Here is a 17,879-nt window from a genome sequence, read left to right as displayed (position 1 = left end):
GGCGGCATCCCATACGGTGGCAGGTGCCTGACTATAGGGAAGGGGGCGATCAAGCCGGTGTGACTGGCCGGATTTGCCCCGGCCGGGGCCTCGGCCGCAGAATACGAGGCTTTCCGGCCCCCATCCGGTGCCGGCGTTCTCCAGCGGAGCTTCCCCCCAATGCGTACCCACTTCTGCGGCCTGGTCGACGAGACCCTGATTGGCCAGACTGTCACCCTCGCCGGCTGGACCGACGTGGCCCGTAACCAGGGCGGCGTCTGCTTCATCGATCTCCGGGATCATGAAGGCATCGTGCAGGTGACCGTGGAGGTCGACAACGCCGAAGTGTTCGCCGTGGCCGCGTCGCTGGGCTATGAGGACGTGCTGCAGGTGGAAGGCGTCGTGCGCGCCCGCCACGCGGTGAACGACAAGATGCGCACCGGCAAGGTGGAAGTGATCGCCACCGCCATCACCGTGCTGAACAAGGCCGCGCCGCTGCCGTTCCACGCCCACGAGAACCCGGGCGAGGAAACCCGCCTGAAGTACCGTTACCTGGACCTGCGCCGCCCGGAAATGCAGCGCATGCAGCGCACCCGCATCAAGCTGGTGCAGGCGCTGCGCCGCCATCTGGACGAAAAGGGCTTCCAGGACATCGAGACCCCGATCCTGACCAAGGCCACTCCGGAAGGCGCGCGCGACTTCCTGGTGCCGGCGCGCATGCACCCGGGCGAGTTCTACGCCCTGCCGCAGAGCCCGCAGCTGTTCAAGCAGATCCTGATGGTGGCCGGCTTCGACCGCTACTACCAGATCGCGCGCTGCTTCCGCGATGAAGCCCTGCGTGCCGACCGCCAGCTGGAATTCACCCAGCTGGACATGGAGTTCGCCTTCGTCCGCGAACGCGACGTGCAGGACTTCGTCGAAGACATGATCCGCGCCATCTTCAAGGAAGTGGTCGACGTGCAGCTGGATGCCAGCTTCCCGCGCATGACCTGGGCCGAGGCGATGCGTCGCTACGGTTCGGACAAGCCGGACCTGCGCATCGCGCTGGAGCTGGTCGACGTGGCCGAGCTGGTCAAGGACAGCGAGTTCCCGGTGTTCACCGGCCCGGCCAATGATGCCGAAGGCCGCGTCGCCGCGCTGCGCATCCCGGGCGGTGCGTCGCTGAGCCGCAAGCAGATCGACGAGTACGCCGCGCATGCCGCCAAGTACGGCGCCAAGGGCCTGGCCTACATCAAGATCGCCGACAACGGCGAAGTCAGCTCGCCGATCCAGAAGTTCTTCAGCGAGGAATCCTTCGCTGCGCTGGTGGCCCACGTCGGCGCCGGCAACGGCGACATCGTGTTCTTCGGCGCCGGTGGCTACAACAAGGTCTCCGACTTCATGGGCGCGCTGCGCCTGAAGGCCGGCAAGGACTTCGGCCTGGTCGCCGACGGCTGGGCCCCGCTGTGGGTCACCGACTTCCCGATGTTCGAGTGGGACGAGGAAGAACAGCGCTACGTCGCCCTGCATCACCCCTTCACCGCACCGGCCGTGGACGACATCGCCGATCTGCGCGCCAATGCCCGTACCGCCGTCTCGCGCGGCTACGACATGGTGCTCAACGGCAATGAAATCGGCGGCGGTTCCATCCGTATCCACCGTCCGGACATGCAGAGCGCGGTGTTCGAGCTGCTCGGCATCGGTGCCGAGGAAGCCCGCGCCAAGTTCGGCTTCCTGCTCGACGCGCTGAACTACGGCGCGCCGCCGCACGGTGGCATTGCCTTCGGCATCGACCGCATCGCTGCGCTGATGGCCGGCACCGAATCGATCCGCGACGTCATCCCGTTCCCGAAGACCACCGGTGCACAGGATCTGATGACCGACGCGCCGTCGCCGATCGTCGATACGCAGCTGGCCGAAGTGCACATCCAGGTTCGCCCCAAGACCAACTGATCAGGAGATCCAGGCAATGACCGAGTTTGCGTTTTCGCTGGAGTGGGAAAAGCTGGGCAATGAAGGCTCCGAGGCCACCCTGGTCACCGAGCGTGCACGCGTGTTCGGTGGTTGGCTGGTCCGCGTCGGTACCAACCCGGCGGCGATGGCCCTGACCTTCGTCGCCGACGGCGAAGGCCGTTGGGACGGTGAAGACTTCGGCGTCGAGGATTACGAGGACGACGAAGAGGAAGAGTACGACGAGGACGAGGAAGGCGAGGAAGAAGAGGACGAAGACGAAGAGGAATACGAGGAAGAGGACGAGGAAGAAGCAGCGGAATCGTCTGAAAAGGCTTGACCCGCGCTTCGCCCTGACGTCAACTTCCTGCATGTATTCGATCCGCCGCGCCACTGTGGACGACGCGCCGACCCTGTCGGCGCTGGCCGCGCGCACGTTCACCGAAACCTTCGGCCATCTGTATCCGCCGCAGGACCTGCAGGCCTTCCTCGAGGAGGCCTACACGGTCGAGCGCCAGCGCGTGATCCTGGCCCACCCGGACTACGCGGTGTGGCTGCTGGAACTGGATGGGGAGGCGGTCGGCCACGCCGCCGCCGGCCCCTGTGGCCTGCCGCATCCGGATGTGAAACACGGTGACGGCGAACTCAAGCGCCTGTACCTGATCAAGACGCAGCAGAGCTGCGGCTGGGGCAGCCGCCTGCTGGAAACCGCGCTGGCCTGGCTGGAACACGAAGGCCCGCGCACGCTGTGGCTGGGCGTGTGGTCGGAGAACTTCGGCGCGCAACGCTTCTACGCCCGCTACGGTTTCGAGAAGGCCGGCGAGTACCTGTTCCCGGTCGGTGACACCCAGGACCTCGAATTCATCCTGCGCCGCGCGCCGCGCGCGGCCTGACGTTCACCGCCGCTTGCTGCGCGCGCGTGTTCAATCACCTCACGTTCCTGCCCCGCTGACCGCCAGGCTGTTTGCATGACTCCCCCCGTATTGCTGCTGCATGGCATCTGGAATGCCCGTGCCTGGGTCGGGCCGCTGGCCTGGCGCCTGCGCGCGCGTGGTTTCCAGGTGCACGCGTTCGGCTATTCCTCGGTGTTCGGTGGCCCCGACGTGGCCGTGCCGCAGCTGCTGGAACGCCTGGCCGATGCCGGACCGCTGTCGCTGGTCGGTCACAGCCTGGGCGGATTGCTCGCGCTGGAGGCCTTGCGCCGCCAGCCGCAGCTGGATGTGCAGCGCGTGGTCTGCCTGGGCTCGCCGCTGCGCGGCAGCGGCACTGCGCGTTCATTGTCCGAGCACGGGTGGGGCCTGGCGCTGGGCCGCAGCAGCGAACTGTTGCTCGATGGCCTGCCGGACTGGCAGGGCAAGGCCGAAGTCGGGCTGATCGCCGGCTCGGTACCGCATGGGCTGGGCAGCCTGCTGGGGGCGATCGACGATGCCTCTGATGGCACCGTGGCATTGGCCGAGACCCGCCTGCCGGGCCTGGCCGACCATTGCGTGGTGCGTACCAGCCACAGTGGCCTGGTGGTGTCGCCCGATGCCGCGCGGCAGACCGCGCATTTCCTGCGCCACGGCCAGTTCGACCACAGCCGCGACGCCGCCGCCGCATGATTGAGTGGGTGCGACCGGCCTGCCTCGGTGGGTGCGAACCGTTGGTTCGCACGCTCTCCGCCGGGCATGACCTGGCGGCATCCTTCCGCCCTAGACACGGTTGCAGCGCCCGATCAGGTAGAATCCGCGCCTTGATCCTGAAGCAGCCAGACGGTAGCACCCATGGGTAGAGGCCCCTCCATCGAAGCCCGCAAGAACGCGTCCGACGCGAAGCGCGGCAAGATTTTCACCAAGATCATCCGCGAGATCGGCGTTGCCGCGCGCGGCGGTGGAGGCGACCCCAACAACAACCCGCGCCTGCGCGTGGCCATGGACAAGGGCCTGGCCGTGAACATGTCCAAGGACGTGATCGAGCGCGCCATCAAGAAGGCCACCGGTGAACTGGAAGGCGTCGATTACGAGGAAATCCGCTACGAGGGCTACGCCCCAGGTGGCGTGGCCGTGATCGTCGACTGCCTGACCGACAACCGCGTGCGCACCGTGGCCGATGTCCGCCATGCGTTCAGCAAGTGCGGCGGCAACATGGGCACTGAAGGCTCGGTCGCCTTCATGTTCAAGCGCCTGGGCGTGCTCAGCTTCGCCCCGGGTGCCGACGAGGAGGCCATCACCGAAGCGGCCATCGAGGCCGGCGCCGATGACATCGTGGTCTACCCGGACGACGGCTCGATCGACGTGGTCACCAGCCCTGACGCGTTCAACGCGGTCAAGGACGCAATGACCGCCGCCGGCCATGTCGCCGACCACGCCGAGGTCACCTTCCGCGCGGACAACGACATCAAGGTCGAAGGCGACGTCGCCCTGCAGGTCAAGAAGCTGCTCGACATGCTCGAAGACCTGGACGACGTGCAGGACGTGTATTCCAACGCCGAACTCGGCGCCGACGCCTACGCCTGAGCCGTCCTCGACGGCCTGGGCGCGGGCCGTTGAACGGTCACCGCGGACAGTCATGAGCCCATACGCCTGCCAGCGCACCCCGTTCCGCCCCGCCAGGAGTGCCGCATGACCCGCATCCTCGGCATCGACCCCGGTTCGCAGCGGACCGGGGTCGGCATCATCGATGTCGACGCCACCGGCCGCGTCAGCCACGTGCACCACCAGCCGCTGGTGCTGCTGGGTGCCGACGACTTCCCGCAGCGCATGAAGCTGCTGGTGCTGGGCCTGGCTGACCTGTGTCGCGAGTACGAGCCGCACGAAGTGGCCATCGAAAAGGTGTTCATGGCCCGCAATCCCGATTCGGCGCTGAAGCTGGGCCAGGCCCGCGGCGCGGCGATCTCGGCCGTGGTGCTGCGCGACCTGCCGGTGCACGAATACGCCGCCAGCGAGATCAAGCTGGCCGTGGTCGGCCGTGGTGGCGCCGAAAAGCAACAGGTTCAACACATGGTCGGGCTCATGCTCAACCTGAAAACCAAGCTGCAGGCCGACGCGGCCGACGCGTTGGCGGTGGCGATCACCCATGCCCACGTAAGGGCAACGGCCAACCGCCTGGGGCTCAGCGCCCGCCAGGCGTGGGGCCGCAAATGAGGAGCTGCACGCAATGATCGGTCGACTGCGCGGCATCGTCGCCTACAAGGCGCCGCCGTGGCTGGTGGTGGACGTGAACGGAGTGGGCTACGAACTGGAGGCGCCGATGAGCACCTTCTACGACCTGCCCGAGCTCGGCCGCGAGGTCACCCTGTACACCCATTACTCGCAGAAGGAAGACAGCGTCTCGCTGTACGGCTTCCTGCGCGAGGGTGAGCGGCGCCTGTTCCGCGACGTGCAGAAGGTCAGCGGCATCGGCGCGAAGATCGCGCTGGCCGTGCTGTCCGGTGTCAGCGTCGAGGAGTTCGCGCGCATGGTCCAGGCCGGCGACATCACCGCGCTGACCCGCATCCCCGGCATCGGCAAGAAGACCGCCGAACGCATGGTGCTGGAGCTGCGTGACCGCGCCGCCCAGTTCGGTGCCGGCGGCGCGCTGCCCACCGGCAGTGGCCCGGCCCCGGCCGATCCGCTGTCCGATGCCACCGTGGCCCTGCAGCAGCTGGGCTACAAGCCGGCCGAAGCGGCACGCATGGCCCGCGACGCCTTCAATGAAGGCGACGAAGTGGCCACCGTGATCCGCAAGGCGCTGCAGTCGGCGCTGCGCTGACCCGCCTCCCTTTCCCTCAACGAACCGCCTGAGCTTCGCCAGGAGTCCCATGTCCAGCAGTCAAACCCCGCACGCAGCTGCCCCCGGCGGCCACGGTCACGCCCCTCCCGCCGGAGGCATGGCGCTGATCATCGGTGCGATCGGCGTGGTCTTCGGCGATATCGGTACCAGCCCGCTGTACACCCTGAAGGAGGCGTTCTCGCCGCACTACGGGCTCAACAGTGACCACGACACCGTGCTGGGCGTGCTGTCGCTGGCGTTCTGGGCGCTGAACATCGTGGTCACGCTGAAGTACGTGACCATCATCATGCGCGCCGACAACGACGGCGAGGGCGGCATCATGGCGCTGATGGCGCTGACCCAGCGCACGCTGCGCAACGGGTCGCGCTCGGCTTACGTGGTCGGCATCCTCGGTATCTTCGGTGCCTCGCTGTTCTTCGGTGACGGCGTGATCACCCCGGCGATTTCCGTGCTTGGCGCGGTCGAGGGCCTGGAGGTGGCCGCGCCCGGCCTGCATGCCTTCATCGTGCCGATCACCGTGGTGGTGCTGCTGATGGTGTTTGCCGCGCAGCGCTTCGGTACCGAAAAGATCGGCAAGGCGTTCGGCCCGATCACCTCGGTCTGGTTCATCTCGCTGGCCGCGATCGGCATCTACAACATCGTCGACGCGCCGGAAGTGCTGAAGGCCTTCAACCCGTGGTGGGCGATCCGCTTCTTCATGGAGCACAGCTGGCACGGCATCTTCATCCTTGGCGCGGTGGTGCTGGCGGTGACCGGTGGCGAGGCGCTGTACGCCGACATGGGCCACTTCGGCGCCAAACCCATCCGCCACGCCTGGTATTTCTTCGTGCTGCCGTGCCTGGTGCTGAACTACCTGGGGCAGGGCGCACTGGTGCTCAACCACCCCGAGGCGCTGAAAAATCCGTTCTTCGAGGCAGTGCCGCCGTGGGCGCTGTACCCGATGATCATCCTGGCCACGATGGCGGCGGTGATCGCATCGCAGTCGGTCATCACCGGTGCGTTCTCGGTCTCGCGCCAGGCCATGCAGCTGGGTTACATCCCGCGCATGCGCATCAAGCACACCTCGCACGACACCATCGGCCAGATCTATATCCCGGGCATCAACTGGGGTATCGCGGTGATGGTGATCGGCCTGGTACTGGCCTTCCGCAGCTCGTCGAACCTGGCCGTGGCCTACGGCATCTCGGTGTCGGCCACCATGCTGATCGACACCCTGCTGCTGGCCCTGGTCGCGCGTTCGCTGTGGCCGAAGGCCCGCAAATGGATCCTGCCGTTGTGCGTGGTGTTCTTCATCATCGACCTCGGCTTCGTCATCGCCAACGGTGCCAAGCTGCTGCAGGGCGCCTGGTTCCCGGTGGTGCTGGGCATCTTCCTGTTCACCATGATGCGTACCTGGCGGCGTGGCCGCGAGTTGCTGCGCGATGAGATCCGCAAGGACGGCATCCGCCTGGACACCTTCCTGCCGGGCCTGATGCTGGCGCCGCCGGTACGCGTGCCGGGCACCGCGGTGTTCCTCACCGCCGACCCGACCGTGGCCCCGCATGCGCTGATGCATAACCTCAAGCACAACAAGGTGCTGCACGAGCGCAACGTGTTCCTGCACGTGGAAACCCTGCCGATCCCGTATGCGATGGAAGGGCAGCGGCTGAAGATCGAATCGGTGGGCGACGAGTTCTACCGCGTCTACGTCCGCTTCGGCTTCATGGAGACCCCGGACGTGCCACTGGCGCTGATGCGCTCGTGCGACCACGGCGGCATCTATTTCGACCCGATGGACACCACCTTCTTCGCCAGCCGCGAGACCATCGTCGCCACCGCCAACCGCGGCATGCCGATCTGGCGTGACAAGCTGTTCGCGCTGATGCACCGGAATGCCGCCCCGGCCACCGGCTTCTTCCGGATTCCGGGCAACAGATTGGTGGAACTGGGCGCCCAGGTGGAGATCTAATCTCCACCTGCGCTACGTCCCACGATTTGCTGCGCAAACCGTGGGCCCCGCGCGCATTCCACCTTATCCCCGCGCCTGTCGGCGCACCCCCTTGAACAACAAGGGGGCTCCGCTTGCGGAGATGCCGCGTGCTTGAAGCTTGGCCCACTCTGCTCTCCAGTTTCCTCCACGCCTGGATCTACCGTGCCGACCAACGGTCGGCACCCACCAAAGCAGAACGCCGTTCCGACAGACCGCAGGAAACTGTCGAAGGCGGGGTGGGGCCGGTTGCGGGGGCGTGAGCCGCATGGATGCGGCGACCGAGCTTGCATGGACGTACTTGCAGCGTCCCCCGCAACCGGACCCACCCCGCCATTCCCCAGGAAGCCCGCTTCGGCTGTTGCTCTGGATGTTGCCGTTGCCGTTGCCTCTGCGGGTGCCGGGCGCAGCCCGGCCGAAACCCGCGCTTTTGCCGCATAATCAGCACATGACCGACGACCGCATCATCGGCGCCGGCGCCACCCGCGAGGATGACGCCGCCGACGCCAGCATCCGCCCCAAGCGCTTGGCCGACTACCTCGGCCAGGCCCCGGTGCGCGAGCAGCTGGAGATCTACATCGAAGCGGCCAAGGCCCGTGGCGACGCGCTCGACCATGTGCTGATCTTCGGGCCGCCCGGCCTGGGCAAGACCACCCTCAGCCACGTCATCGCCAACGAACTGGGCGTGGCCCTGCGGGTCACCTCCGGCCCGGTGATCGAGAAGGCCGGCGACCTTGCCGCACTGCTCACCAACCTGCAGCCGCACGACGTGCTGTTCGTGGACGAGATCCACCGCCTGTCGCCGGTGGTCGAGGAAGTGCTGTACCCGGCGATGGAAGATTTCCAGATCGACATCATGATCGGCGAGGGCCCCGCGGCCCGTTCGATCAAGATCGACCTGCCGCCGTTCACCCTGATCGGCGCCACCACCCGCGCCGGCCTGCTGACCGCGCCGCTGCGCGACCGCTTCGGCATCGTCCAGCGCCTGGAGTTCTACAGCGTCGAAGAGCTGACCCGGATCGTGCGCCGCTCGGCCACCATCCTCGGCATCGACTGCACCGCCGATGGCGCCGGCGAGATCGCTCGCCGCGCGCGTGGCACCCCGCGTATCGCCAACCGCCTGCTGCGCCGCGTGCGCGATTATGCGCAGGTGAAGGCGGGCGGCCACATCGACGAGGCCGTGGCACAGGCCGCGATGAAAATGCTCAAGGTTGATCCGGAGGGCTTCGACGAGCTCGACCGGCGCCTGCTCAAGACCATGGTCGACTACTTCGACGGCGGTCCGGTCGGCATCGAATCGCTGGCCGCGGCGCTGTCCGAAGAGCGCGGCACGCTGGAAGACGTGGTCGAGCCCTACCTGATCCAGCAGGGCTTCCTGGTGCGCACCGCGCGTGGCCGCATGGCCACCCACAAGGCCTACCGGCACATGGGCCTGAAGCCCAAGAACCCGCCGCAGGACCTGTTCGCGGAGGTTCCCGATGTCGGTTGAGCCCCGATTCAGTTGGCCGACACGCATTTACTGGGAAGATACCGACGCAGGTGGCGTGGTCTACCACGCCCGCTACGTGGCCTTCATGGAACGGGCCCGGACCGAATGGATGCGTGCGCTGGGCTACGGCCAGGAGCGCATGCGCGCCGAGCACGGGATGGTCTTCGCGGTGCGCTCGATGCAGATGGATTTCATCAGGCCGGCACGGCTGGATGACACCCTGCAGGTGAGCGCCCGCCTGGTCCAGCTGAAGAAGGCCAGCATGGTCTTCGACCAGCAGATCCTGCGCGACGGCGAGCTGCTGCTGTCGGCGCAGGTCCGTATTGCCGCACTGGAAGCGGCCAGTTTCCGCCCGCGTGGCATGGACGACGCCGTCCTTGCCGTGCTGCAACCCCACCTCCACCCCGAATCCGAACACTGAGGAACAACGGATGATCGCAACGCTCCTGGCCCTGCAGGCCACGGTCACCGAGGCACTGCCGGCCGACGTCAGCAACGCCGCGACACAGACCCTTGCCCAGGCCACCACCGGCGGCGGCATCAACTACCTCGAACTGATGGCCAAGGCCAGCCTGCCGGTGAAGATCATCGTGCTGCTGCTGCTGGTCGGCTCGTTCGTCAGCTGGGTGATCATTTTCCGCAAGGCCCGCGTGTTCAAGCAGGCCACCCGTGAAGCCGACGAGTTCGAGAACCGCTTCTGGTCCGGCGCCGACCTGGGCAAGCTGTACAGCTCGGCCACCGACCGCAGCCGCAATGTCGGCGGCCTGGAAGCCATCTTCGAAGCCGGTTTCCGCGAGTACACCCGCCTGCGCGACAAGCGTCGCCTGGATGGCCGTGCGCAGCTGGAAGGCGCGCAGCGCGCCATGCGCACCACCTACACCCGCGAAGTGGACCAGCTCGAGCGCAACCTGGAGCTGCTGGCCAACATCGGCTCGACCGCGCCGTACGTGGGCCTGGTCGGTACCGTGTTCGGCATCATGGTGACCATGCACGACATGATCAGCAGCGGTGCGCAGGCCGGTATCGCCGCCGTCGCGCCGGGCATCTCCGAAGCGCTGTTCGCCACCGCCATCGGCCTGTTCGTGGCGATCCCGGCGGTGTGGGCCTACAACCGCTTCACCACCCGCGTGGAGCGCATGTCGGTGCGGTTCGAAACCTTCGCCGAAGAGTTCAGCTCCATCCTGCAGCGCCAGAGCGCTGGCGACGAGTAAGCGCCTGACCCGGGAGTCCAAGCCATGTCCGCTGCCATCGGTCGCCGCAAGCGCCGCAAGCTGAAATCGGAAATCAACGTCGTTCCCTACATCGACGTCATGCTGGTGCTGCTGATCATCTTCATGGTCACCGCACCGCTGCTCACCCTGAGCTTCGACGTCGACCTGCCGCAGTCCAACGCCAAGGCGCTGGAGAGCAAGCAGGACCCGGTGATCGTCTCGGTGCGCCAGGACGGCCAGCTCAGCCTGAAGCTGCCCGACGCCAAGGAACCGGCCGCCGTGTCGGCCGAGGAACTGGAAGGTCGCCTGGCCGGCATCGCCGCCCAGGACAAGGGCGTGCGCGTGATCGTCGCCGCCGACCGCGCCGTGGCCTATGAAAAGGTCATCGCCGCGATGGATGTGATCAAGCGCGCCAAGGTAGACAAGGTAGGCCTGGCCACCGATGCACGCTGACGCCCTGCCACCTCCGCATCAGCGCGAACCCGGCTGGGGCCTGCCCCTGGCGCTGGCGTTGCTGGTGCACCTGCTGGTTGCGCTGGTCTTCATCGGCGCCTGGCTGTGGTCGCCCGAGCGCAACACCGATGCCGCCGCCGGCGATCCCTCGGTCGAGGCCAGCCTGGCGCTGTCCGCATCCGAGGCCTCCGCTGCGCGCCAGGCCCTGCGCCAGTCGGAAAAGCTGGAGGACCTGCCGCCGCCGGTCGCCGAGCCGATTCCGGTCCCTGAAGACACCATTCCGCCGCCGCAGCCGATTCCCGAACCGCGCCCGCAGGACGCCCCCACGCCGCAGCAGCAACAGGCGCAGGAGCGTGTCGCGCAGCCGGATACCAAGGACCAGGAAGCGGTGAGTGCGCTGGCCATCTCGCAGGAGAAGGCCAAGCAGGAACAGGAAGCCAAGCGCCGCCAGGAGCAGATCGACCTGACCGAACGCAAGCGCCAGGAGGAAGCGGAGCAGAAGCTGCGCCTGGCCAAGCAGCAGGAAGCCGACGAGAAGAAGAAGCAGGCCGAGCAGGAGCGCGTGGCGGCTGACAAGGCCGAGGCCGAGAAGCAGAAGAAGATCGCCGAGATCCGTGCCCGCCGCGAGCAGGCCGAGAAGGAAGCCAAGCTGGCCGAGCGGAAGCTGCGCGAGGTCGCCGCCGCGCGCAACGCGGCCGGCAGTGCGGCTGCCGGTGCCACTGGCGCCTCCCGGCCGGCCGCCGGTGGGGGCGGCAGCAGCGATGATCTGACCGCCAAGTACGCTGCGGCGATCCAGGCCAAGGTGCGTGACACCTGGACCCGCCCGGACAGCGTGCCGCTGGGGCAGAAGTGCCAGGTGACCATCACCCAGATCCCGGGTGGGCAGGTGCTGCAGGCCAAGGTCGGCGCGAACTGCCCCTATGACGAGGCCGGCAAGCGCTCGATCGAGGCCGCCGTGCTCAACGCCCAGCCGCTGCCATACCGGGGCTTCGAGTCGGTGTTCAACCGCACGCTCAACCTGACCTTCACTGCACAGGATTGATCGAGTGGGGCAGGGCGGTCATCAGGCCGCCCGCGCCCACGGCTGTCGCGCTTGCCTCTGGTGCGCTCGGTTTCGACCGGGCAGGCTGTGGGCTGCTGTCGAACACTGCCTGCTAGGGGCGGTGTGGCCGGGGCAGGCAGGTGCGATGTTAGCCACGACGTTAACGGTACGTGAGAAGACGGGCTGGAACTGACCCGGAATTCACGTACCCTTGGTTCATGATTGCGAAGCGGTTCACTCCCGCTTTGTTATCCCTCGTTCCGGTTTCCCCCTATTGAGCGCTCCATGAAAAAGATGCCTCGCTGGCTTGCCGTGTTTGCGGCCCTGTTGCTGCCCTTTGCTGCCGTCGCGCAGCAGAAGGGGCTGGATATCGACATCATCGGCGGCAATGCCTCCGCCCTGCCGATCACCATCGTGCCGATGCCCTACCAGGGTTCGTCGGCCGCTCCGCAGACCGACGTCGCCGGCGTGGTCCGCGCCGACCTGGAGCGCTCGGGCCAGTTCCGCACGCTGCCGGAAGCGCAGATCGTCGAGAAGCCCGTGCGTGGCGGCGACATCCAGTTCGCCACCTGGCGTGCGCTGAAGCAGAATTACATCGTGGTCGGCCGCGTGCTCGACGCCGGTGCCGGCGCCTATCGCGTCGAGTACGAACTGTTCGACGTGCCCAAGGGCGAGCGCCTGCTGGGCCTGGCGATGACCGCCCGTGGCAACGCCATGCGCGACGTCGCCCACCAGATGGCCGACGCCATCTACGAAAAGATCACCGGTGTGCGCGGCGCCTTCTGGACCCGCATCGCCTACGTGACCGCCAGCGGCAAGGGCGACGCCATGCGCTATGCGCTGATGGTGGCCGACTCCGACGGCTACAACCCGCAGACCATCGTGCGTTCGGCCGAGCCGCTGCTGTCGCCGTCGTGGAGCCCGGATGGCAGCAAGCTGGCCTACGTCAGCTTCGAGCGTGGCAATTCGGCGATCTACATCCAGAACATCGGCACCGGCGCGCGCGAGCTGGTCACCAGCTTCCGCGGCATCAACAGCGCCCCGGCGTTCTCGCCGGACGGCCGCAAGCTGGCCCTGACCCTGTCGCGTTCGGGCAATCCGGAAATCTACGTGATGGACCTGGGCAGCAAGCAGCTGACCCAGCTGACCAACCACTTCGCCATCGATACCGAGCCGACCTGGGCGCCGGATGGCAGCGCGGTGTACTTCACCTCCGACCGTGGCGGCCGTCCGCAGGTCTACAAGGTCGGTGCAGGTGGCGGCAGCGCCGAGCGCGTGACCTTCCAGGGCAACTACAATGCCAAGCCCTCGGTGTCCTACGACGGCAAGAAGATCGCCGTCGCGCAGGGCTCGGGCAACAGCTACAAGATCGCGATGATGGACAGCTCGCTGGGTTCGCCCCGCTGGAGCACGCTGTCCCCGGGTTCGCTGGATGAATCTCCGAGCTTTGCGCCCAACGCAAGCATGGTGTTGTACGCCGCCCGCGAGGGTGGCCGTGGTGTGCTGTACGCCGTTTCCGCCGATGCGCGCGTGCGCCAGCGGTTGGTTCTGGCTGACGGAGATGTGCGCGAACCGGCATGGTCCCCATACCGTACCCAGCGCTAAAAGAGTGTTAATATTTTCGCTGTCTTGAACCCCTCATCGGCCTAGGAGCCACAAAGGTATCGCCATGAACAAGTCCACCCGCGTTCTGCTTGTTTCCCTGCTGTCTGTGGCCGTCCTGGCCGGTTGCTCGAAGAAGGTCAAGGAAGAAGTGCCGGCTCCGGTCGACACCGGCACCTCGACCACCACCCCGACCGGTCCGTCGACCTCCGGCCTGTACGGCCCGGGCGACCTGGACACCGACGCTTGCCTGCGCCAGCGCGTTGTCTACTTCGACCTGGACAAGGAAGACGTGAAGCCGGAATTCCAGGCCATCATGGCTTGCCACGCCAAGTACCTGCGTGACCGTCCGTCCTCGCGCATCACCCTGCAGGGCCACACCGACGAGCGCGGTTCGCGCGCGTACAACCAGGCCCTGGGTGAGCGTCGTGGCAACGGCGTCAACTCGGCCCTGCAGGCCAACGGTGGCTCGGCTTCGCAGCTGACCGTCGTGTCCTACGGTGAAGAGCGTCCGGTCTGCACCGAGTCGAACGAGTCCTGCTGGTCGCAGAACCGTCGCGTCGAAATCGTCTACACCGCGCAGTAATCCATGCGCATTGGCATCAAATTGATGCTGGTCGTTGCGGCAGCCCTCGTGGCTGCCGCACCGGCGCATGCACAGCGACAGAGCCTGGCCGATCGTGTCGGCGCGCTCGAGCAGCAGATGTACAACAACAGTGCCAACCAGGACCTGTTGAACCAGATCAATCAGCTGCGGCAGCAGGTCACCAGCCTGCAGGCCTCGATCGAGCAGTTGCAGCACGACAACGCCCAGCTCAAGCAGTCCGCCCAGGACCAGTACCTGGATCTGGACAGCCGCCTGAACCGGTTGGAAGGGGGCAATGCCGCCCCGGCCCTGCCGCCCGTTCCGGCGAGCGCGCCGAAGGCCGCCCCGGCCCCGGTAAAACCCGCAGCGGCGGCCACTTCCGAGCGGCCGCCTTCCGTCCATGGTGATGCCGGCAGCCTTGCCGCCACCGGCGACGAGCGCACCTCCTACAACGTTGCCTTCGAATCACTGAAGGCCGGCAAGTACGATGATTCGGCGCAGTTGTTCCTGAGCTTCCTGCAGCTGTACCCGAACGGCGTCTACGCGCCGAACGCGCTGTACTGGCTGGGCGAGAGCTACTACGCCACCCGCAATTTCCCGATGGCCGAGACCCAGTTCCGTGAACTGCTCTCGCGCTATCCGACCCACGACAAGGCCGCAGGCGGCCTGCTCAAGGTCGGCCTCTCGCAGTATGGCGAGGGCAAGGTCGACCAGGCCCAGCAGACGCTGGAGGCCGTCGTGGCGCAGTACCCCGGCTCGGACGCCGCGCGCACCGCGCAGGACCGCCTGCAGTCGATCCGCCTCGGCAGGCAGATCCGCTGATCCGCTGACCGGGCGTACAATACGTGTCCTGTAGAGCCGAGCCCACGCTCGGCTGCTTTCGTTTCCGGCTCGGCAAACCCGCCCGGATCCGGCAGCGCCGGGCCATGCCCGACGGCTCGCATTACCGGCTGGGCCACACCCGACCGGCTGCTGTTGCAGCGCCGAGCCATGCTCGGCTGCTTTCGTTACCGGATGGGTTCACCCGCCCGGTTGCTGTTGTAGAGCCGAGCCATGCTCGGCTGCTTTCGTTACCGGCCACGGTAGCTCCCCCGCCACGTGTCCCTCCAAGAAGTACCCGCCATGACCGCCGTTACCCCGTCCAGCGCCGCCGCCACGCCCAGTGAGATCGTGCAGTCGCCCCTGCCACGCCTGAAGATCACCGAGATCTTCACCTCGCTGCAGGGCGAAGCCGATACCGCCGGCTGGCCGACCGTGTTCGTGCGCCTGACTGGCTGCCCGCTGCGCTGCCAGTACTGCGACACCGCCTATGCCTTCCACGGCGGCACCTGGTGGGATATCGACGACATCGTAGCCGAGGTGCTGGCCCAGGGCGTGCGCCACGTCTGCGTGACCGGTGGCGAGCCGCTGGCACAGAAGCGTTGCCTGGTGCTGCTGCAGAAGCTGTGCGACGCCGGCATGGACGTCTCGCTGGAAACCTCCGGCGCGCTGGACGTCAGCGCTGTGGACCCGCGCGTGTCGCGCGTGGTCGACATCAAGACGCCAGGCTCGGCCGAAGCCGCCCGCAACCGCCTGGAAAACCTGCCGCTGCTGACCGCACGCGACCAGATCAAGTTCGTCATCTGCAACCGTGAGGATTACGACTGGGCCAAGGCCATGGTCGCCGAGCACGGCCTGGTGAAGCGCTGCACCGTGTTCTTCTCGCCGAGCAAGGGCGAGATCACCGCGCGGCAGCTGGCCGACTGGATCGTCGAAGACCGGCTGCCGGTGCGCTTCCAGATGCAGTTGCATAAAATCCTGTGGAACGACGAGCCGGGTCGATGAGCCGGCGCAGCGTTCCCTGATGTAGCTCCGGCGCGGGACAGCGTGCTGGCTTTCCCCTCCCAACCGGACGTTTTTCCCATGAAGAAGGCAGTCGTGCTTCTCTCCGGCGGCATGGATTCAGCCGCCGTCATCGCCATGGCCCAGGAACAGGGCTTTGCCGTGCATGCCTTGAGCGTGCGCTATGGCCAGCGCCATACCTCCGAACTGGATGCCGCCGCCCGCGTGGCCAAGGCCCAGGGCGTGGTCACGCACAAGACCGTGGACGTGGACCTGCGCAGCATCGGCGGTTCGGCACTGACCGACGACATCGACGTGCCCGAGGCCGGCGGTTCCGGCATCCCGGTTACCTACGTGCCGGCACGCAACACCATCATGCTGTCGCTGGCCCTGGGCTGGGCCGAAGTGCTCGGCGCCAACGACATCTTCTGCGGCGTCAACGCCGTGGACTATTCCGGCTACCCGGACTGTCGCCCCGAGTTCGTGGCGGCGTTCCAGGCGCTGGCCAACCTGGCCACCAAGTCGGGCGTGGAGGGTGCGGGCATCAAGGTGCACGCACCGCTGCAGTTCCTCAGCAAGGGCCAGATCGTCAGCGAAGGCGTGCGCCTGGGCGTGGACTTCGGCCTGACCGTGTCCTGCTACAACGCCGACGCCAACGGCGCCGCCTGCGGCCACTGCGACGCCTGCCGCCTGCGCGCGCAGGGCTTCGCCGAGGCCGGCGTCGCCGACCCGACGCTGTACGCCTGACCATGCGGTAGAGCCGGCCGCTGGCCGGCATTCCCGTGGGTGCGAATCGCTCTCCCGGTGGGTGCGAACCGTTGGTTCGCACTCCTTGACCTACCGGGCCTGCAACCACCCCGACGCTTCAATAAACGCCCGCACCGCCTCCGGATCGGCATAATCCAGCTCGATCATCCGCGCGATACCCGCCTTCTCGTCCGACTGCCGGCGCATGTACTCCTGCGCGATGCGATAGCCGGCGTAGTAGCCCACATCACTGACACCGAATGGATTACGGGCGCTGTTGTAGAGCCAGTTGTCCAGGTCATCGCTGTCCATCGCGGCGATGAAGCGCGCGCGGATCCCCGCCTCGTGGGTTGCACCATAGTCGTAGAAGGGCAGCGCCGGCCGACGCCCGCTGATGCGTTCGGCCACGTACTCGGCCACGCCTTCGCGCACCGCGTACTGGGCCAGGTTGCCGGTGGTCTCGCGCTGCTGGGTATGCACGTATTCGTGCAGGTTGTTCTGCGCGTTGTTCGCACCGGGGCGGCTGTCGTAGAAGATCCGCAGGCGGTCGCGCATCGGCGCGGGCAGTTCGCTCACGTCCACGCGCTCATCGCCCAGCGCCATCTCCGCGCCGATCAACACCTTGTCGCCCAGCGTGGTGCCGCCGGTACGCAGCACACCGACCGCATAGGTAATGGTGGCCGGGCGCAGGGCAGGGTAGAGCGCGTGGAACGCGGCAAGATCCCGCTCCAGCGTGGCGCTGGCCTGCTGAGCGTTCGCAGTCAACGGCCGTACCGAGGTCCAGAAGCGTGGCCATGACTGCATGGCCTCGGCGTATTCGCGGGCGGTGTAATTGCGGACCTGCATCAGTGCATGCAGTCCCGGGCTGCCCGGATCGATGTAGCGCTGCTGCACCAGGACCACCTGTTGGGCTGCATCGGGTTCGGCGCGCACCGCATCGTAGGTGGCCCAGAAGCGGGCGATGTCGTCAGTGACGACCTGGGACGGGGCGGCCAGAGCGCTGCAGGGCAACAGCAGGGCGACGAGCAGGATGAAGGGCAGACGCATCCGAAGTTCCGCGGTGGGGATCGCTGATGGGATGCGTAGAGGGGCCGGAAGGTTTAAGTGGGCTGGCCCGATCGGGTAGTGCCGGCCGCTGGCCGGCAGTCTCGACACACCGTGGTTTCGCGCGACCCAGCAAAGTAGGGTAGAATGCGGACCCCGCCGAAAGGCCGGGGCAATGCAGCGGGCCGTTAGCTCAGTCGGTAGAGCAGAAGACTTTTAATCTTTTGGTCGATGGTTCGAATCCATCACGGCCCACCAAT

General features: G+C 66.9%; 19 protein-coding genes and 1 tRNA gene. 19 read left to right on the top strand and 1 reads right to left on the bottom strand.

The features are described 5' to 3' along the window. The first annotated feature begins 159 nt into the window (after window positions 1–159). The 18 genes from aspS to queC all read left to right on the top strand — a co-directional run bounded on the left by aspS (window position 160) and on the right by queC (window position 16,575). Window positions 160–1,911 (top strand): aspartate--tRNA ligase, encoded by a 1,752-nt coding sequence (aspS, locus tag DFO63_RS07315; RefSeq protein ID WP_049442644.1) that lies wholly within the window; start codon window positions 160–162, stop codon window positions 1,909–1,911. A gap of 16 nt (window positions 1,912–1,927) precedes the next feature. Next, window positions 1,928–2,248, top strand: coding sequence for a hypothetical protein (locus DFO63_RS07310; protein WP_049442643.1), 321 nt, complete (start codon window positions 1,928–1,930; stop codon window positions 2,246–2,248). Between the two features lie 31 nt (window positions 2,249–2,279). Continuing rightward, window positions 2,280–2,801, top strand: a complete 522-nt coding sequence (locus DFO63_RS07305) for a GNAT family N-acetyltransferase (protein WP_119006695.1) — start codon at window positions 2,280–2,282, stop codon at window positions 2,799–2,801. A 75-nt stretch (window positions 2,802–2,876) separates the two neighbouring features. Next, a complete protein-coding gene (locus DFO63_RS07300) occupies window positions 2,877–3,509 on the top strand; it encodes an alpha/beta fold hydrolase (RefSeq protein WP_014038228.1) in 633 nt (210 codons plus the stop codon). A 162-nt stretch (window positions 3,510–3,671) separates the two neighbouring features. Then, the gene (locus tag DFO63_RS07295) at window positions 3,672–4,403 is read left to right on the top strand and encodes a YebC/PmpR family DNA-binding transcriptional regulator (protein ID WP_119006694.1); all 732 of its coding nucleotides are present in this window, start codon (window positions 3,672–3,674) and stop codon (window positions 4,401–4,403) included. Between the two features lie 105 nt (window positions 4,404–4,508). Then, the gene (gene ruvC / locus DFO63_RS07290) at window positions 4,509–5,030 is read left to right on the top strand and encodes a crossover junction endodeoxyribonuclease RuvC (protein ID WP_119006693.1); all 522 of its coding nucleotides are present in this window, start codon (window positions 4,509–4,511) and stop codon (window positions 5,028–5,030) included. Window positions 5,031–5,043: 13 nt separating this feature from the next. Next, window positions 5,044–5,637 carry a Holliday junction branch migration protein RuvA gene (ruvA, locus tag DFO63_RS07285; RefSeq protein ID WP_014648163.1) on the top strand — a complete coding sequence of 198 codons (594 nt, stop codon included), beginning with the start codon at window positions 5,044–5,046 and terminating at the stop codon, window positions 5,635–5,637. A gap of 118 nt (window positions 5,638–5,755) precedes the next feature. Further along, complete coding sequence (locus DFO63_RS07280) at window positions 5,756–7,606, top strand: potassium transporter Kup (protein ID WP_005418516.1); 1,851 nt, start codon at window positions 5,756–5,758, stop codon at window positions 7,604–7,606. A gap of 466 nt (window positions 7,607–8,072) precedes the next feature. Continuing rightward, complete coding sequence (ruvB, locus tag DFO63_RS07275; protein ID WP_014038223.1) at window positions 8,073–9,113, top strand: Holliday junction branch migration DNA helicase RuvB; 1,041 nt, start codon at window positions 8,073–8,075, stop codon at window positions 9,111–9,113. Further along, a complete protein-coding gene (gene ybgC / locus DFO63_RS07270; RefSeq protein ID WP_014038222.1) occupies window positions 9,103–9,534 on the top strand; it encodes a tol-pal system-associated acyl-CoA thioesterase in 432 nt (143 codons plus the stop codon). Before ruvB ends, ybgC begins: the two co-directional genes overlap by 11 nt. A 10-nt stretch (window positions 9,535–9,544) precedes the next feature. After that, window positions 9,545–10,324 (top strand): protein TolQ, encoded by a 780-nt coding sequence (gene tolQ, locus DFO63_RS07265; RefSeq protein WP_006438802.1) that lies wholly within the window; start codon window positions 9,545–9,547, stop codon window positions 10,322–10,324. Window positions 10,325–10,348: 24 nt separating this feature from the next. Then, a complete protein-coding gene (tolR, locus tag DFO63_RS07260) occupies window positions 10,349–10,777 on the top strand; it encodes a protein TolR (RefSeq protein WP_006438804.1) in 429 nt (142 codons plus the stop codon). Further along, the gene (gene tolA, locus DFO63_RS07255) at window positions 10,767–11,819 is read left to right on the top strand and encodes a cell envelope integrity protein TolA (protein WP_049442640.1); all 1,053 of its coding nucleotides are present in this window, start codon (window positions 10,767–10,769) and stop codon (window positions 11,817–11,819) included. The genes tolR and tolA overlap by 11 nt, the downstream gene beginning before the upstream one ends. A 285-nt stretch (window positions 11,820–12,104) precedes the next feature. Then, entirely contained in the window at window positions 12,105–13,424 is a 1,320-nt protein-coding gene (gene tolB / locus DFO63_RS07250; RefSeq protein ID WP_014038220.1) for a Tol-Pal system beta propeller repeat protein TolB, read from the top strand. Between the two features lie 64 nt (window positions 13,425–13,488). Beyond that, complete coding sequence (gene pal, locus DFO63_RS07245) at window positions 13,489–14,007, top strand: peptidoglycan-associated lipoprotein Pal (protein WP_014038219.1); 519 nt, start codon at window positions 13,489–13,491, stop codon at window positions 14,005–14,007. 3 nt (window positions 14,008–14,010) lie between these two features. Continuing rightward, on the top strand, window positions 14,011–14,829 hold the full coding sequence (gene ybgF, locus DFO63_RS07240; RefSeq protein WP_101765957.1) for a tol-pal system protein YbgF: 819 nt from the start codon (window positions 14,011–14,013) through the stop codon (window positions 14,827–14,829). Between the two features lie 300 nt (window positions 14,830–15,129). Then, window positions 15,130–15,831: a 7-carboxy-7-deazaguanine synthase QueE gene (gene queE, locus DFO63_RS07235; RefSeq protein WP_014038217.1), complete on the top strand. Its 702-nt coding sequence runs from the start codon at window positions 15,130–15,132 to the stop codon at window positions 15,829–15,831. A gap of 78 nt (window positions 15,832–15,909) precedes the next feature. Further along, window positions 15,910–16,575: a 7-cyano-7-deazaguanine synthase QueC gene (gene queC / locus DFO63_RS07230; protein ID WP_119006692.1), complete on the top strand. Its 666-nt coding sequence runs from the start codon at window positions 15,910–15,912 to the stop codon at window positions 16,573–16,575. Between the two features lie 90 nt (window positions 16,576–16,665). Here the strand turns inward: queC and DFO63_RS07225 are convergent, their stop codons facing one another. Then, window positions 16,666–17,622, bottom strand: a complete 957-nt coding sequence (locus tag DFO63_RS07225) for a DUF2268 domain-containing putative Zn-dependent protease (RefSeq protein WP_119006691.1) — start codon at window positions 17,620–17,622, stop codon at window positions 16,666–16,668. 179 nt (window positions 17,623–17,801) lie between these two features. On the opposite strand from DFO63_RS07225, the gene DFO63_RS07220 reads away from it, so the two are divergent. Beyond that, window positions 17,802–17,877: transfer RNA gene (locus tag DFO63_RS07220), tRNA-Lys, on the top strand. The last annotated feature ends 2 nt before the right edge of the window (window positions 17,878–17,879 follow it).

This window comes from Stenotrophomonas sp. AG209, from assembly GCF_003550055.1.
Taxonomy (GTDB): Bacteria; Pseudomonadota; Gammaproteobacteria; order Xanthomonadales; family Xanthomonadaceae; genus Stenotrophomonas.
The sequence above is the reverse complement of the archived record's forward strand: the minus strand, read 5'-3'. Positions and strand labels throughout refer to the sequence as shown.

Coding starts and splice junctions, on each gene's coding strand:
- aspS (WP_049442644.1), top strand. CDS start 160: ATGCGTACCCACTTCTGCGGCCTGGTCGACGAGACCCTGATTGGCCAG.
- DFO63_RS07310 (WP_049442643.1), top strand. CDS start 1,928: ATGACCGAGTTTGCGTTTTCGCTGGAGTGGGAAAAGCTGGGCAATGAA.
- DFO63_RS07305 (WP_119006695.1), top strand. CDS start 2,280: ATGTATTCGATCCGCCGCGCCACTGTGGACGACGCGCCGACCCTGTCG.
- DFO63_RS07300 (WP_014038228.1), top strand. CDS start 2,877: ATGACTCCCCCCGTATTGCTGCTGCATGGCATCTGGAATGCCCGTGCC.
- DFO63_RS07295 (WP_119006694.1), top strand. CDS start 3,672: ATGGGTAGAGGCCCCTCCATCGAAGCCCGCAAGAACGCGTCCGACGCG.
- ruvC (WP_119006693.1), top strand. CDS start 4,509: ATGACCCGCATCCTCGGCATCGACCCCGGTTCGCAGCGGACCGGGGTC.
- ruvA (WP_014648163.1), top strand. CDS start 5,044: ATGATCGGTCGACTGCGCGGCATCGTCGCCTACAAGGCGCCGCCGTGG.
- DFO63_RS07280 (WP_005418516.1), top strand. CDS start 5,756: ATGGCGCTGATCATCGGTGCGATCGGCGTGGTCTTCGGCGATATCGGT.
- ruvB (WP_014038223.1), top strand. CDS start 8,073: ATGACCGACGACCGCATCATCGGCGCCGGCGCCACCCGCGAGGATGAC.
- ybgC (WP_014038222.1), top strand. CDS start 9,103: ATGTCGGTTGAGCCCCGATTCAGTTGGCCGACACGCATTTACTGGGAA.
- tolQ (WP_006438802.1), top strand. CDS start 9,545: ATGATCGCAACGCTCCTGGCCCTGCAGGCCACGGTCACCGAGGCACTG.
- tolR (WP_006438804.1), top strand. CDS start 10,349: ATGTCCGCTGCCATCGGTCGCCGCAAGCGCCGCAAGCTGAAATCGGAA.
- tolA (WP_049442640.1), top strand. CDS start 10,767: ATGCACGCTGACGCCCTGCCACCTCCGCATCAGCGCGAACCCGGCTGG.
- tolB (WP_014038220.1), top strand. CDS start 12,105: ATGAAAAAGATGCCTCGCTGGCTTGCCGTGTTTGCGGCCCTGTTGCTG.
- pal (WP_014038219.1), top strand. CDS start 13,489: ATGAACAAGTCCACCCGCGTTCTGCTTGTTTCCCTGCTGTCTGTGGCC.
- ybgF (WP_101765957.1), top strand. CDS start 14,011: ATGCGCATTGGCATCAAATTGATGCTGGTCGTTGCGGCAGCCCTCGTG.
- queE (WP_014038217.1), top strand. CDS start 15,130: ATGACCGCCGTTACCCCGTCCAGCGCCGCCGCCACGCCCAGTGAGATC.
- queC (WP_119006692.1), top strand. CDS start 15,910: ATGAAGAAGGCAGTCGTGCTTCTCTCCGGCGGCATGGATTCAGCCGCC.
- DFO63_RS07225 (WP_119006691.1), bottom strand. CDS start 17,622: ATGCGTCTGCCCTTCATCCTGCTCGTCGCCCTGCTGTTGCCCTGCAGC.